The sequence below is a fragment of the [Clostridium] celerecrescens 18A genome, from assembly GCF_002797975.1.
Taxonomy (GTDB): Bacteria; Bacillota; Clostridia; order Lachnospirales; family Lachnospiraceae; genus Lacrimispora; species Lacrimispora celerecrescens.
In genome coordinates, this window is sequence record NZ_PGET01000001.1 from 3,351,344 (window position 1) to 3,366,976 (window position 15,633).

15 protein-coding genes and 1 tRNA gene are annotated in these 15,633 nt (G+C 45.1%); 2 read left to right on the forward strand and 14 right to left on the reverse strand.

Going from position 1 to position 15,633, the window contains the following annotated elements:
- Nucleotides 1–4 precede the first annotated feature (4 nt).
- The 9 genes from H171_RS15225 to H171_RS15265 form a co-directional block, all read right to left on the reverse strand.
- Nucleotides 5–2,911 carry a YfhO family protein gene (locus H171_RS15225; RefSeq protein WP_100305918.1) on the reverse strand — a complete coding sequence of 969 codons (2,907 nt, stop codon included), beginning with the start codon at nt 2,909–2,911 and terminating at the stop codon, nt 5–7.
- Nucleotides 2,912–2,926: 15 nt separating this feature from the next.
- Nucleotides 2,927–3,352 carry a GtrA family protein gene (locus H171_RS15230; protein WP_100305919.1) on the reverse strand — a complete coding sequence of 142 codons (426 nt, stop codon included), beginning with the start codon at nt 3,350–3,352 and terminating at the stop codon, nt 2,927–2,929.
- Nucleotides 3,353–3,522: 170 nt separating this feature from the next.
- The gene (locus tag H171_RS15235) at nt 3,523–4,524 is read right to left on the reverse strand and encodes an FAD:protein FMN transferase (RefSeq protein WP_100305920.1); all 1,002 of its coding nucleotides are present in this window, start codon (nt 4,522–4,524) and stop codon (nt 3,523–3,525) included.
- Nucleotides 4,521–5,318 carry a sirohydrochlorin cobaltochelatase gene (locus H171_RS15240; protein ID WP_100305921.1) on the reverse strand — a complete coding sequence of 266 codons (798 nt, stop codon included), beginning with the start codon at nt 5,316–5,318 and terminating at the stop codon, nt 4,521–4,523. The genes H171_RS15235 and H171_RS15240 overlap by 4 nt, the downstream gene beginning before the upstream one ends.
- A 172-nt stretch (nt 5,319–5,490) precedes the next feature.
- Entirely contained in the window at nt 5,491–6,681 is a 1,191-nt protein-coding gene (locus H171_RS15245) for an iron-containing alcohol dehydrogenase (RefSeq protein WP_100305922.1), read from the reverse strand.
- A gap of 124 nt (nt 6,682–6,805) precedes the next feature.
- Complete coding sequence (locus H171_RS15250; RefSeq protein ID WP_100305923.1) at nt 6,806–7,726, reverse strand: LysR family transcriptional regulator; 921 nt, start codon at nt 7,724–7,726, stop codon at nt 6,806–6,808.
- Entirely contained in the window at nt 7,723–8,406 is a 684-nt protein-coding gene (locus tag H171_RS15255; RefSeq protein WP_100305924.1) for a redox-sensing transcriptional repressor Rex, read from the reverse strand. The genes H171_RS15250 and H171_RS15255 overlap by 4 nt, the downstream gene beginning before the upstream one ends.
- 76 nt (nt 8,407–8,482) lie before the next feature.
- Nucleotides 8,483–9,532, reverse strand: coding sequence for a tRNA preQ1(34) S-adenosylmethionine ribosyltransferase-isomerase QueA (gene queA / locus H171_RS15260; protein ID WP_100305925.1), 1,050 nt, complete (start codon nt 9,530–9,532; stop codon nt 8,483–8,485).
- 62 nt (nt 9,533–9,594) lie between these two features.
- Nucleotides 9,595–10,353, reverse strand: coding sequence for a hypothetical protein (locus tag H171_RS15265; protein WP_100305926.1), 759 nt, complete (start codon nt 10,351–10,353; stop codon nt 9,595–9,597).
- A gap of 112 nt (nt 10,354–10,465) precedes the next feature.
- Between H171_RS15265 and H171_RS15270 the strand changes: the two genes are divergently transcribed.
- A tRNA-Arg gene (locus H171_RS15270) sits at nt 10,466–10,537 on the forward strand.
- Between the two features lie 296 nt (nt 10,538–10,833).
- Here H171_RS15270 and H171_RS15275 read toward each other — a convergent pair.
- Complete coding sequence (locus H171_RS15275) at nt 10,834–11,082, reverse strand: hypothetical protein (RefSeq protein WP_100305927.1); 249 nt, start codon at nt 11,080–11,082, stop codon at nt 10,834–10,836.
- 159 nt (nt 11,083–11,241) lie between these two features.
- Here H171_RS15275 and H171_RS15280 point away from each other — a divergent pair, with 159 nt between their 5' ends.
- Nucleotides 11,242–12,207 carry a DUF5688 family protein gene (locus H171_RS15280; protein ID WP_100305928.1) on the forward strand — a complete coding sequence of 322 codons (966 nt, stop codon included), beginning with the start codon at nt 11,242–11,244 and terminating at the stop codon, nt 12,205–12,207.
- Here the strand turns inward: H171_RS15280 and H171_RS15285 are convergent.
- The 4 genes from H171_RS15285 to H171_RS15300 are packed head-to-tail and all read right to left on the reverse strand — an operon-like array spanning nt 12,170 to nt 15,603.
- Nucleotides 12,170–12,589, reverse strand: coding sequence for a threonine/serine exporter family protein (locus tag H171_RS15285; protein WP_100305929.1), 420 nt, complete (start codon nt 12,587–12,589; stop codon nt 12,170–12,172). The two genes, H171_RS15280 and H171_RS15285, sit on opposite strands and share 38 nt — an antisense overlap.
- The gene (locus H171_RS15290; RefSeq protein WP_100305930.1) at nt 12,583–13,359 is read right to left on the reverse strand and encodes a threonine/serine exporter family protein; all 777 of its coding nucleotides are present in this window, start codon (nt 13,357–13,359) and stop codon (nt 12,583–12,585) included. The genes H171_RS15285 and H171_RS15290 overlap by 7 nt, the downstream gene beginning before the upstream one ends.
- A gap of 20 nt (nt 13,360–13,379) precedes the next feature.
- The gene (gene feoB, locus H171_RS15295; protein WP_207655196.1) at nt 13,380–15,377 is read right to left on the reverse strand and encodes a ferrous iron transport protein B; all 1,998 of its coding nucleotides are present in this window, start codon (nt 15,375–15,377) and stop codon (nt 13,380–13,382) included.
- On the reverse strand, nt 15,370–15,603 hold the full coding sequence (locus tag H171_RS15300) for a FeoA family protein (RefSeq protein ID WP_025231470.1): 234 nt from the start codon (nt 15,601–15,603) through the stop codon (nt 15,370–15,372). Before H171_RS15300 ends, feoB begins: the two co-directional genes overlap by 8 nt.
- Nucleotides 15,604–15,633: the final 30 nt, after the last annotated feature.

The window sequence follows — 15,633 nt, forward strand, 5'->3', positions numbered from 1 at the left end:
CGATTTAATTGGTAGAGTGAACCCGCATGGGTCTGCGCTTTTTCCCTATTCCTGAGGATATACCTGCAAGTATCAGCAGAAAGACCACGCTTCCAGCCGTTATGATACCCCCTGTTTTAAGTCCCTCTGGCATATATTCCAGAGAAATATCATGGGTCCCGGCAGTCATATGCACGCTTAAAAACGTATCAAATAATTTATAAGGCTCTACGACTTTTCCGTCAACCCTGATCGTCCAGCCCTTGTCATAGGGAATGCTTAAAAACAGCAGGCCGGCCTTATCAGCCGTAACGGTTCCCTGTATCTGCGTATCCGTCCATTTTGTAAGCTTCATGGAATTCCTGTCTAAAATGTTGTACACAGACTCAAGGCCCTCAGGAATAAAACGGTAAGCGACCGCTACCAGATCCTGATCATTGTCATCGTTTCGCAGGGTAATCTTTTCCCCTGCTTTTAAATAGCCCAGTTCCAGCAGGTAGCCGCGGCTTACATTATCAAAGTTTTTGGTCTTTTCTCCTAACAGGGCATTTACCTTTTCCACCTTTTTATTGCTGACAAATACATAATAGTCTCCATCCGCTTCCGGTGTAAACGTAAAGCTGGTTCCGGTGATTTCACTTGGAACCTCAGACAGTACCGGATTGGCTCCTAATATCACGGAAAAATCATTCTGTACCTCCGCCGGATTTGTTAAATCCAGCTGCCAGTTATCTTCAAAGTCATATGGTAACACAAACCCCAAAGACAAGGCATAGGTATTTTCCCGGAGATACATCTCATCCTTTGAAGCAACCGGTACGGATACGCCATCATCCTCAGTTTCTTCCGAGTAAAGCCCGTATTTGACCGCAAAAAGGGCATCTATCAGGGGCGTGCTTCCCGTAATGCTGTAAGCATTGGTAGAGCTTTCACAGCCCAGCTTTTTAAAGAATGCCGTAAGATCTGCATTGGCTGTGGAAGAAAAGAGGGAGACCGTAGGAAAATTCAGCCAGGCACCGTCATTTTTTGTTTTTCGGGTAACCTTTTCGATCCGGTAAAAAGAGGTACCCGGCATCAGGCTTTCTGCCAGCTCCGAAGAAGCCTTATTATCCTTTACATAGCTGGTCCTGCTGGTGGTCGTCACGCTGGTGACCGTGGTATTAACCGCGGCTTCTAAGGAGACCACACCAAGAGCCAGTAGTACCAACACATTCCGGCTGACTCCCCTTTGGTAAAGGCTGATAAGGCCGGCATAAATGGATAGGAACAAAATAGCCACATAAAATACAGAAAAGTGATAAGCCTCATCCGTTATAAGCTTCTGCGCCATCAAAACAAAGATCACCGAAGCAAAAAAGGCAATTACAACATGCTTCCATGGAATCTCATGCAAGTGAATGTAAGCCTGATAGCAGGTAAACAGCATGAGAAAAATATAAATAAAAGACTGTCTGCATGGCAGGCTGTTTGGATAATGAAATCCATGCCAGATAAAATTCAGTGTATTAACGGAAAAGCTGGCAAAGAAAAACAGCAGCAGGGAGCACATAACAATCTTTTCCTTCTGTCTGATCTGTTTACAGCCCAGGTAAAGAAGGAAAAACATAAGAACTGCCACACCGCAGTAGATATTAGGCCAGTGGTCCAGCCCGATTTCCGGTTCCACCGCCGGAAGGTGTCTGGCGATCATGTCAAATATGGAAAAGTAAGAGCTGATTGTCTGGGGAAAATTAAAATCTCCCGATGCAGTTGACTGCAGCGCATAAATTTCAGGAAGCAGAACTACAGCAGAAAGACTTCCTGCTAATAAGGAAAACAGTGCAAACAGTCCCCCGCGGATAAAGATTTCCTTCCAGGATCTCAAGCCTTCTAATATAAGAAGAGCAATAAAATAGAATACCATAAAAATACATATCATAATGGATATGTAATAATTTGATAAAATTGATAATCCCAGTGTAATACAGTATAAGAAACATTTCTTTTCTTTTACCAGCTTCTCAAGGCCCAGCATAATGAGCGGGAATAGCAGAATGCAATCCAGCCACATGATATTCCAGCTGTAAGCCGCCATATATCCGGACAGAGCATATAAGATGCCAAAAAAAGCGACTCCAAAGTCCATGGTCTTGTTATGCCTGCGCAGATACCAGGAAAAGGAAAGTCCGCTTAATCCGATCTTAAATACGATCAGATAGGTCATAAATTCAATGACATAATTCTTCGGGCAAAGTACCAGCAGCCAGTTTAAAGGGCTTGCCAGATAATAAGCATAAAGAGCTGCAAAATTCACGCCCATTCCGATATCCCAGCTGTAAAGAAGGCTTCCTCCATGGGTCAGTTTATAACGGAACTCAGAAAAAAACGGAGCATACTGATGATACATGTCAGTCCTTAAAAAGCTTTCCTCACCAAAAGGAAAAATCCCCCGCTGGGCAAATATGATGACCATGATCACCATTGGCACGAAAAAAGCTGCAAGGAGTCCGTCGGAGGGCCTTACCAGGCTGTTGCCTGTCCCCTCTTTTTTAGCGAATATCCTTTCTTTGTAGCTTTCTAACTGCCCGGTTTCCAATTCTTCCTCAGCTTCATCGTTTTCCGGTTCCTCCTGAATGTCCATGAAATCAGTAACAGGAACGGCCTCTTTCTCCTGCTCCAAGTTTTCTCTGTAATTCAAATCATCATAATCCAGATCTCCATCATACAGCTCCTCCATCCCGTCAACCGGAATATCAAGGCGTATCCTGGGCGCAGAGGCTAGGTCAAATTCCTGTTCTGCTCTCTCCTCTATCGGATCGTAAGCTACCTTCTCCTTATCATTTCCTTGCTTCAAGTCATTTTCCCCTGTTGTAATTTCTTTTTCACCTGATGTCATTCGCAGCATATCCTCTAGTTCTTTCGATATCTTTTCAATCTCGTCATCGTGTTCCATTTCATTTACCTCTCTTTACAGGGGTTCTTCCTCTCTCTTCCGGAATATGAAAACCTTGCTGAATCCATAGTTTGCAATTACAACAACCACGGATACCAGAATTTTACTTACATATTCATCCATTTTGAGCCAGGAAACCATTATCACCATAAGAATCATTTCCATGACGCCTGACGCTGCTCTGCATGCAGTAAACGATAGAATCTCCTTCATGACAAAGCTCAGATGCAGGTCATAGCTTTGAAAAACAAAGATTTTATTTACAACAAAGGCAAAGAGGACGGAAACAACCCATGCTGCCGCAGTTGCGGCACGGTAGTCAATGCCCGCCTTCACCATAAACCAATAGACAACCCAGTTAACCAGGGTCGTCAGCACTCCAAATATCAAATAGGATATGACTTCCCGGTTCATGACCTTGTCCCAGATTTTTCTAATCATCTTTTCTCTCCTGCAAAATTAGATTTCCTCTTTCCTGCCCATACTTTTTGGGCATACAGGCAAACCCGCAGGGTGTCTCCTCTTTCCTGCCCTTACTTATTGGGCATACAGATATACCCGCAGGGTATTTCCTCTATTGTATTATAGGGAAAGAAAATTGTAAAGGGATTCTAAGGCTTCCCAACCAGAAACTCCCTGGCTCCCTGGGAATAGTAAACCTCCCCATCCTCTGTAATAAATACGCCGTATACGCCATCCGTGGAATCCAGAAGCTCCATTCCCTTATTAAGGCCAAGGGAAAAACAGGTGGTGGAAAGGGCGTCCCCGTCTGTGGACAACTCTGACAAAATGGTGACGGACACAAGCCCATTTTCATATGGGTAGCCATCCCCCGGGTTTAATATATGATGGTAGTTCACACCATCTTTAACAAAATGACGCTCATACACTCCTGATGATACCACAGACATGTCGTTGATATTCATGATCTCTATGGTTTCATTCCGGTCTGCATAGGGCTTTTGAAGGCCGATTTTAAATGGTGTTCCGTCAGGCTTCTTCCCTACACAAAGGACATTTCCGCCCAGATTGATCACGGCACTCTTTACTCCCTGTTCTATAAGAAAATCCTTCATCCGGTCCGCAATATATCCCTTGGCGATTGCCCCAAAATCCAGGGAAGTATCCGGGGATAAAAATGTAAGTGTATTTCCCTCAAGTTTTAAATTCCGGTAATCTATCTTTTTCCTGGCCTCCTGGATCTTTGCATCAGGCGGTACAACCGGATCAGGGGCTGTAAAATCCCATAGAGAAGACAAGGGCTCCACGGTAATGTCAAAAGCCCCGTCTGATATCTGGGAATAATAAAGGCCCTTGGAAATAAGAGCCACCACATCCGGGGATAGTGTCACGGTATTTTCACCGGCAGGTCTGTGATTTAATTTATAAACCTCACTGCCCTCAATGGTTTTACTGAAAATATTTTCATAGGACCGGCATAAATCCAGACAGTCAGATAAAATTTTAGGATCGTCCTCATCGTAAAGAGTCACAGTTACAAAGGTGTTCAGCATAAAACCGGATTTGCTGAGCGGTTCCACCCTTCTTTCACAGCCCATAAGCAAAAGAGCTGTTATACCTGCGATCAAAACAACTGCTCTCCCTTTTTTCATCCCATATCCTCCAGCTTCTTACATGCTTCTTCGGTATGATCAAGGAACATCTGGCGTACTCCCTCCAGTTCTCCCATGCCCTTTAACCGGCAGACTACCTGAAAGCCGTCAGACTCCAGCTGGCTTTTCCAGGATTCTTCTCCGTCTCCTGCCATATCATTGTGGGCATGGTCACCGGATACGATCATAAGCGGCTGCAGCACCATACGGCTGGAACCGGTTCTCTCAACCTCTTCTTTTAAGGATTCAAAGGTTGGTTCCGCCTCCACGGTTCCTATATGATACCTGTTGTATCCATTCTGCCTGAAAACCTCCGCCAAACGCGGATAGCACTCATTTGCCTCATGCTCCGTACCATGTCCCATGAGTAGAATCTCCGTTCCTTCTCTGTCATATTCCTTCGTGTCCTCTGCCAGCACACTGCAAAGCCTTTTATAGTCCTCTTCCTCTGAAAGCAGCGGCTTTCCCCACAGGATCCGGCGGAACCGGTTCTCATATTGTTGCACGGCAGCTACTATACCGTCATTCTCTTCCCCTCCCATAACCAGGGTGGGCTGCACGACCACACGCTGAAATCCTTCCTGTGCCAGCTTTTCTAAGGCTTCCCCCACACTGTCTATGTAAATGTTGTCTCTTTTTTTCAATATTCCGATAATGATCCGGCTTGTAAATGCCCGGCGCACCTCATAATGTGTAAATTCTTCCTTAATGGACTGCTCAATGGCTTCTATGGTTTTCATTCTGCTTTCATGATAAGTTGTCCCAAAACTTACTACTAAAATTGCCTGCTTCATTCTGATATCCCATGCTTTCTGTTATGGTTCGGTTTGCTTAAACTTCAATTATTTTCCCGATTACCATATCATAGATGAACTTTACTGTCAAACCTCTTTTCACGCACAACAGGCGCAAAACCAAAGGGTTTCGCGCCTGCCGCACACATTGCATTCATTTACTGGAGATTATTTAAAAATCTACCTCTTTATCATAGTAACAACAGGTTAACAGTTTCTCCATCTCAGCGGCCGTGATCGGTCTTGGGTTGGAGCCGGTGCATGCATCACCTACTGCCAGCTCTGCTACTGTCCCTAATTTATCATTGAACTCTGCTTCGTCAATGATTCCGCCTTCGTATTCCTTAATACAAGCAGGAATATTCAGCTTTTCGTTCATGGAACGGATCTCTGCGATCAATGCATCAACCAGTTCCTCATCATTATTCCCCTTCAGATCAATGAAGCGGGCAATATCTGCATAACGCTTTGCAGCCTCCGGTACCTTGGAATTAAATTTAACTACCTTAGGCAGGTACATGGCGTTTGCACATCCATGAACAATATGTCCCCCTGAATAAGCAGCGCCTGTTTTATGAGCCATGGAATGAACAATGCCTAAAAGGGCATTGGAGAATGCCATACCGGCAAGACACTGGGCATTATGCATACGGGCACGTGCTTCCATGTCCCCGTTATAGGAATCAATTAAGTCATTATGTATCATCTTAATAGCATGAAGTGCCAAAGGATCGGTGTAGTCACAATGGAGGGTTGATACGTAAGCTTCCACCGCATGAGTCAGAGCATCCATACCGGTATGGGCGGTCAGCTTCTGAGGCATGGTCTCAGCCAGGTCCGGATCAACGATTGCGATATCCGGTGTGATATTGAAATCTGCAAGCGGATATTTCACTCCTTTTTTATAATCCGTAATGACACTGAATGCCGTTACCTCGGTAGCCGTACCGGAAGTGGACGGAATGGCGCAGAATCTTGCCTTTGTTCTCAAAGTCGGGAAATTAAAGGGAATGCATAAGTCCTCGAAAGTGGTATCAGGATATTCATAAAATGCCCACATTGCCTTTGCCGCATCAATAGGAGATCCGCCGCCGATTGCAACGATCCAATCCGGCTCAAATTCCCGCATCATTTCTGCACCTTTCATCACCGTATCCACGCTGGGATCCGGCTCTACTCCTTCAAACAGCTTTACTTCCATTCCGGCTTCTTTCAGGCATGTCTCCACCCTGTCAAGAAATCCAAAACGTTTCATGGAACCGCCGCCGACAACCACGATCGCCTTTTTTCCTTTTATATTCTTAAGCTCTTCCAGGGCGCCCTTTCCGTGATATAGGTCTCTCGGTAATGTAAATCTAGCCATCGTATAATCCTCCTTGTGAGTTTCCAGTTCTTTGCTATAGCTGTATTGTAGCTCAAACAGACAGGAAATACAAAGGTAAAAAAATATATATCAGTATATAAATACTGATATATATTTAACGTTCTTATTTCAAAAAAATATTCTTCACTGTTTCCAGCTGATTCAGAAACCCTTTATCCCAGTCTGTAAACGAATATCCCTTTCTGTAGATCAGCGCATCCTGATATGTCCCGGCCTTTTTTTTGCACTGCCGTTCCACCAGACCATACCTTGTAAGGAGCTCTTCTGGCATGGGAGAGACCCACATATACGTGTGAGGATCTTCCTCTAAAAGGTCGAACTGGCTTCCCCGTTCAAATACGTAAACATGTTTTTGGGATTCTGAAACCTTTCCTTTCTTTTCAAAATTCTCCCGGCGGCCAGATGGCCCGTCGCCATGGGCAATCTCAATATAAGGCAGCAAGTCTTCTCCCATGATTTCCTTTTTCCCTGCCAGGGGATGATTTCCGGACATGAGAAGCCTTAGGGAGTATTCCAGAACCGGCTCCAGTAATAGGCCCTTTGCCACAGCTGCCTGGGCATAATATCCTTCTAAAGAGGACTGATACCGGATAATACCCAGATTATATTCTCCGGTTTCCACATCCTTTAAGGTATCTGCAGAATTTGTCTCCCTCAGCCACACATTCATTCCCTCTTCCTTATCCAGGCTTCGGATAAACCGGGAAAATGCAAGGCTTAAATAACTAGCCCTTGGCATAGAAAGGGAAAATTCCACCCCTCCCACCTGATCTGGTTTATATAGATGTTCCATCTTTTCGATCTGGTCCAGGACATTTCTGGCATGCTCCAGAAAAATCCTTCCCCTCGCCGTAGGAACCACGCCCTTGGAAGTCCGCCTGAAAATCGGTGCGCCAAGGCTTTCTTCCAACGTTTTAATCGCCTTGCTTAAATTAGGCTGGTCCATGTAGAGGTTGGCAGCCGCCTTGGTTATGGAACCTGTTTTTTCCACCTCCACGGCATATTGTAACAATACAGTATTCAATTATCTTCCTCCTCAGTCCACTGACTGCCTTCTTTGTCAACCTCATAGAGATATTTGGACAGAGCCGCAAGCGACACAGCCATGTTCTCATTCTGCACCAGAACATGGTCTGGTACGGTTAAGTGGGTGGGAGCAAAGTTCCATATGGCCCTTACACCGCCGCCTACCAGGCGATTGCATACCTCCTGGGCATATTCCGCCGGAACCGTGATGATTCCGATGTGAATGTTCATTCTCCTGCAGAGGTTTTCCAGCTTGTCCATGGGAAAAACCGGCTTGCCCCCTGTTTTTGTATTCACCCTTCTTCCATCGGAATCAAAGGCCAGGACAATCTCCACTCCGTACTGCTCAAACCCTTTGTAAGACAGCAAGGCTTTTCCCAGGGATCCAACTCCTACCAGAGCCGCCTGGTTCGTATTATGGAACCCTAAAAACTCTTCCATGTCTCTGATTAGGTCCTTCACCACATATCCCAATTTAGGCTTTCCAGCTGTTTTTGCCACCATCGCCAGATCCTTGCGCACCTGGACCTCATTTAGCTGAAGATCCAGAGCAATGGCCGGCGCTGATATTGTCTCTGTTCCTTCCCTGTATTTCCGTTCCAGATAATGATGATACATTGGAAGACGCTCCAGGGTCTTCCTGGATATGCCTCCTACCAAGTTTTTTTTCTCTTCCATAAGCGTGCCCCCTACCTCTTATTAACTACAGGATTCTACATTCTCCCTTAACATAAGTAATCTTGCATTCCAGTCCTTAAGACTCCCCCTCATAACGAAGGTCCGTAAGAAGCATGGCGTCGCCGAAACTGAAAAAACGATAACGCTCTTTAATGGCTTCCGCATAGGCATGGAGCACATGATCCCTCCCTGCAAGAGCGGATACCAACATTACCAACGTAGATTCAGGCAAGTGGAAATTCGTAATCAGACAATCCAGAATCGTAAAACGATATCCAGGATAAATGAATATCTCCGTCCATCCGCTTCCTGCCTTTAATATCCCCTCTTCCGTAGAGGCAGACTCCACCGTACGGCAGCTGGTGGTTCCCACACAGACAATGCGGCCACCATTTTGCTTTGCCTCATTGACCTTTTTTGCCTCTTCCTCTTCTATAATATAGAATTCAGAATGCATATGATGCGCTTCGATCTCATCTACCTTCACCGGACGAAAGGTTCCAAGCCCCACGTGAAGAGTTACATGGGCGATGGCCACCCCCATATCCTCAATTTCCTCTAACAGCTCTTTTGTAAAATGCAGCCCTGCGGTAGGCGCCGCCGCTGATCCTTCATGCTTTGCGTAAACCGTCTGATAACGGTTCTTATCCTTTAGCTGGTGGGTAATATAAGGCGGCAGAGGCATCTGCCCCAAACGATCCAGTATTTCTTCAAAAATCCCCTCATAAGAGAACTGGATCAACCGGTTTCCTTCTTCTACCACATCGATCACGGTTCCTTTTAACAGGCCCTCTCCAAAGGTTATCACGGTTCCCACCTTTGCCTTTTTTCCCGGTTTTACCAGGGTTTCCCAAATATCATTCTCTTTTCTCTTTAATAAGAGGATTTCGATCTTTGCCTCTGTTCCCTCTTTCACTCCAAACAATCTGGCCGGAATGACCTTGGTATCATTAATGACCAGACAATCCCCTTTCCGCAAGTAGGAAAGGATATCCCTAAAATGTCTGTGCTGGATCTCTCCCGTATGTTTATCTAAGACCAGAAGCCTGGATGCAGAACGGTCCTCAAGGGGGTCCTGGGCAATCAACTCCTGCGGCAGATCAAAATAAAAGTCCCTAACGTTCATTAACTTGCTCTCCTTTACCAAAAATGCTCCTCTGCAGGGTGCCACGCAGAGAAGCATCTGTTTTACGTATTGTTTGGTTGGCTGACTGAATCAGTTGTATCCTCCGGTTCTTCCTTCTCATCCATCAGTATGTGATAGACAGCCAGAAGATTTTCGTCAGACTTTAAAGCATTCTCAAGACCGCCGTTTACCTCTTTTGCCTGCTTTTGCACCGCCTCAGACTGGTTTGCCTTCTCCATAAATTCAGATTGTTCTGCGCTGGTATCTGCAACCAGATAATAGCTACCATCTGCTGCCGTTTTTACATAACATACAACAAGACTGGGCGCCAAAGTTTCAGCCTGACGGAATTTGATATCAAATCTGGCATATACCACATAATCGCCCTCTTCCAATCCGGTTGCCGTATAGCATACCAGGTTTTCAAAACTCTGGTAAAATTTCACTTCCTCTTCCATTCTGGCTCCCTGTTCTCTTATAGCCTCTAAAGAACCGGTATTGCCAAATACCTTTGAAAGTGCCTCTATATCACAGGTCTTCCTGGCTTTAAAGTAAGCTTCCATCAGATCATGAATTGCCGGTATGGCCTCTTCCTGCAGCGTAATTTCCTTTGCTGCCTCTGATGGCGTGCCCTCTGCCTCTCCTGGATCCACTGCTTCCGTGGATGCATTAGCCGAATTATTTCCTGTCTGTTCGGGCTTATCCAAAACAATAACGGCAAAAATCAGTATAACCGCTGCCAAGGGAAAAAACAAAAATTTCAGCAGCCGTCTGATTTCTTCCTTGGAAACGTTCTTCCATTTTTCAATTAAGTCCTTCATATGGGCTTGACCTCCTGGAGAATCAATCTCCTTTTCATTCTAACAAAAAAACAGACAAAAATCAACAAATACTATTGCGCTTTAAAAGAATCTATAGTAGAATATAAAAGATGCATCTGTAGCTCAGTGGATAGAGCAGTGGCCTCCGGAGCCGCGTGCGTAGGTTCGATTCCTATCAGATGCACTTTTTATTTTCTGGATTATTTATCTAAAACCCTTGATTTTACGGGCTTTCTTATACCTATCCGTTTATTAATCCCATGTCAAAGCCAGAGCTTTTCCAATTTTCATTCCTGTGTTAAGAATAAGACATAATATTATGAATTCCACTTTTACAGTGTATTTCATGTTGTCCTCATTATATTCCTTAATTTTACATTTCGCATTCTTTTACTCTTAACAGAGAATCATCTATCGGTTGTTTAGTCTCTGTCCCATTGTCTGATAAGCCCGTCTTACGATTGCCGGTGAATTTAACATTCACCACTTGATTAAATCCTGAAGTCTCTTCATTTCTCTGTGTTCAAATCCCAGTTCTTTTAAAGCCTTACAAATACCTTCTGCATATCCCCAATGCCTGTCTGATTTTCGCTGACTCCTCTCACAGCCATACATATCATCATTTTTAAAACACTGCCTTACAATTTTAAACTCTTCTCTTGACTGTTCTGCTATTCTGATTGCTTCATATAGCAAATCCTCACATCTTAAAGTTTCACGTTGTGTCATAGTGCAATCCTCCTGTGCTAAACTATAATATACTTTCTATCATTAAGCCGCTGGTAATTATTTCCAGAAGGGGCACATAACATGTGTTTTATCTAAATCTATTCTTGTTGTAACTCTGCATCAAGCAGTTTACATAAACAAACCTAAGGAGGTATCCATATGGTATACGAAACATTTCTGGAAACGATCAAACATTCCCTGAAAGAAAGGCTGGGGCCGGAATTTACCCTAACGCTCCAGCCTGTCACCAAGAACAACGGGCTTATCCTTAATGGGCTATGCATTGGGAAAGCCAACGAACGGGCAGCCCCCACCATCTATTTAAACCATTTCTATGAATCCTATCAAAAGGGCAGGCCTTTTCATGCTATCATTGATGACATTACGGCTCTTTACCAAAGCAGCCCCCTGCCGGATGAACTTCCCATTGAAGAATTCCTGTCACAGGAACAGATTACGGAAAAAATCATCTTCAGGCTTATCAACGAACCGGCCAACCGGGAACTGTTAAAAGAAGTCCCCCATATTTCTTATCCGGAACTGGATCTATCTATTACATTCTACCTTTCCCTTCAAAGAGACGAAGACAGTCACCTTACCGCTCTCATCCACAACCGCCATCAAAAAGCCTGGAACCGGTCAACGGAAGAATTATTCTTAGCAGCCAGGTCAAATACGCCCCGCCTTTTTCCATCCCGTATCCGTTCTCTTTCCGAAGCCATAAAGGACATTGTAAAAAAGTCGTCCGAACGTGGAATGAACGAAGAATCCCTGGAGGAATTCTTTGATATCACGCCTCTGTCTCCTCCTATGTACGTACTGTCCAATTCCTCTGGATTAAATGGAGCCGGCTGCCTGCTTTATGAAGGCATATTAAAAGACTTCGCATCATGCACCGGCAGCGATTTAATCATACTGCCTTCAAGCATTCACGAAGTCCTTATCATTCCATATAGTAAAGATATTTCTTTTGATGAATTAGCAGAAACCGTTTTCTCCATTAACCAGGAAGAAGTACCAGAAGAAGACCGTCTTTCCAATCACATCTATTTCTATTCCGGAAGCAGCGATAAGCTGTCCATTGCATTCACCTCTTCTGCCCCAATCGGAACAAAGAATCCATAATAAAGATAGCCATTGCTATGGCGCCCGAAACCTGCAGCGTTTCCACCAGATAATGACTGGAAAGCTCCGGGTTGTTTGCGATCACATAGGATACGCTCCGGTAAATGGATGTTCCCGGGACCGACGGCAGGATGCCTGCCACCAGGAACACTGTGACCGGAGCTTTAAAAATCCGTGCAAAGATGTGGCTGGATAAAGCCACCAGCAGACTGGATAAAAAAGCCGCAGCTATGACAGAACCGGATGATGCCTGCACCAGAAGATAGACAAGCCAGCTGGCTGCTCCGATTCCTCCCGCCAGAATCACATGCCTTTTGGGAAGCTCCAATATTAATGAAAAGCTGATTACCGCCAGAAAGGCTCCTATCGTCTGTACTACCATGACAGCCCTCCTGTCATCCACTGAAATAAGCCCATGCCCGCTCCCACGCCTGCAGCTACTGCAAGTGCGATCACTACCGCCTCCATGATTCTTGCCGTTCCCGAGGCATAGTCACCATTTAAGGTATCCCGGATCGCCGTAGTAAATATAACACCGGGAACCAGAGGCATGATTGCTCCGATAATAATGATGTCACTTTTGATTCCCGGCATAAGCCACTGTCCAATAAAAAGAGTGGTGACTGCAATTAAGAATGCGCATAACCCATTGGCACAGAAATCATTAAGCCTGATCCTTGCGGAAACCTCCATGGCTGCTGCTAAGGATATTCCAGTCACAGCCGCCGCCAGGCAGTCTCTCGCCCCTCCCCCCAAAAGCAGAGTGAAAAATACTGCCACTCCCATGATTCCAATGTCCTTTAGTCTCCGCCCGTACTGAACCGAATCCTGTATCTCCTTCAATCTCCCATAGGCTTCCTCCACCGTCATACGGTCCTCACACAGCATTCTGGAAACATCATTGACCAGGTAAACTCTGTTTAAGTTGGTGGATCTTACCGTAACCCTTCTCGCTACGGTTATTGCCTCAATGGCGGGGTCATTAAGGGACGCAAAAATCCCTGTAGAAAAAACTATGGCTTCCGCAGTATTCCTGCCTGCCTTTCGTAAAATGTGATCAATGGTATTCTCCACCCTGTAAATTTCCGCACCGCTTACCAGCATGATCTCACCTGCCAGAACCGCAGTTTCCACAAGCAGCTTATCATTCATAGGCTTATTCCTCTATAAGTTTAAAAAATAAGACTTCCAATCTGAAATACCAGTACAGAAGCAGCCCAAGCCACCGCCAACTGGAAAAACACCATGCCGAGGGTCCATCTCATAGAACCCGTTTCTTTTTTAATCGTTGCCACAGCTGCAATACAAGGAGAATACAGGAGGCAGAAAATCATCAGGGCATAAGCATTCACGCCTCCGAAACCAACCCCCCCAAGAATTCCTGACAATTCCCCCATTCCTGCAGCGGAATTTATATTGTTGATCCCAAAAAGGACCGAAAAGCTTGAAACCACCACTTCCTTTGCAGAAAGCCCGGAAATAAGGGCTACTGCTATCCTCCAGTCTCCAAGGCCTGCAGGGCGGAGAACAGGTACTAACACTCGTCCGATGGCGGCTGCAAAGCTCTTTGAAACATCTGTCACAAATCCTGAAGGGCCGCTGTTTAATACAAACCAAAGCACAATGGTCGCAAGGAAAATGGTAGTTCCCGCCTTCCCTAAATAATCTCTAACTTTGTCCCATACATAAATCGCTACCGTTCTGCCGTTTGGTGTCTTATACTCGGGAAGCTCAATAAGCAGGGTATCCTCTTCCTCTGCCTTAGTCATCCGGTGGGTCACATAAGCGATTGTAATAGCAACCATGAGTCCAATGAGATACAGGGAATAGGCTGCGATCAAAGCATGCTTCGGGAAAAACATCTGGGAAAACAGTACGTAAATAGGGAGCCTGGCAGAGCAGGACATAAAGGGCGTTATTAAAATAGTCCTCTTCCTGTCCTTTTCACTGGGAAGTGACCTGGCCGCCATAACTGCCGGAACGGTACAGCCAAACCCCAGAAGCATGGGAAGGAATGCCTTTCCGGAAAGCCCTACCCGCCCCATGATCTCATTCATGACATAGGCAACCCTGGCCATATATCCGCTGTCTTCCAGAAAAGCCAGCGCAAGGAACAGAATAAAGATATTGGGCAGGAACGTCAGAATTCCTCCTACTCCGGCAATAATTCCATCTACTACCAGAGAAGTGATCCAGGCAGAGGCATAGATACTTTCCATAAACTGCTGCATATAGGCGGAAAGAAAGCTTAATGTAATTTCAAAATATCCCTTTAAAAAATCTCCGACAGTAAACGTCAAAAAGAACACCAGTGCCATAATACCCAGAAAAATCGGCAGCCCTAAAAAGGGATGGGTCAAATATTCGTCGATTTTATCCGTAAACGCAGCTTTTTGTTCCTTGTTCACCAGGCATTCGTGGATGATGCTTTCTATATAATCGTATTTCTGGTTGATAATTTCCTTCTCATAATTATGGTCAATGATATTGCTTAAATCCAGGGGATGATCATTCCATACTTCCTCATCATATTCCAGGAATTTAATGGCATGCCATCTTAGATTATCCATCTTCCCATAATGAGCCTTTAACACAGTTTCTATCTTGGAAATTTTGTTCTCAATTTTAGGCGTATAATTTACGACCACGCCTTGAGGGCCTTCTTCATAATGATGAACCACCGCATGAAGCAAGACATCAAGTCCGGTCCGTTTTCTTGCAGAAACCGGTACCACTGGAATAGATCCCAGCATCTCAGGAAGACGATGCAAATCAATTTCCATTCCCCTGTCCTCAACGATGTCCATCATGTTAAGGGCTAAAATGACCGGCTTTTTAAGTTCCAGAAGCTGAAGGGTCAAATAAAGATTTCGTTCCAAAGATGAGGCGTCAACCACGTTGATGATCACGTCTATCTCTCCGCTTTCCAGACATTTTCTTGTTACTATTTCTTCCAGAGTATAGCAGGTGAGGCTGTAGATCCCAGGAGTGTCTATGACCCGGATGGGGCGTCCCTTGTAGCTAGTCTCTCCTTCCACTCTCTCCACAGTGACACCTGGCCAGTTGGCCACCTTGAGCTTTGCTCCAGTAAATGCATTGAATAAGGTTGTTTTCCCACAATTGGGGTTACCTACAAACCCGACTCGAATCGTTCTGTTTTCCTTATTCATTATTCGCAGCCTCCCTGATTTCAATTCCTTCTGATATCCTTTTTCCAAGAGCAAGGCGGGTACCCCTGACCTTGATAATCACAGTACCGCTTCCCTTCTTATTCATCAGGGTAACAGGCGTCAGCTCATTAACTCCAAGAGCCTCCAGCCGCCTGGTGATGGCATCCTTTACCATCACGCTGTAGACGATGTAGGTTTTTCCGATTTCTCCTTCATGCAGCTTCATAATAATCTCCTCTGGATGCAGCCATTTTAT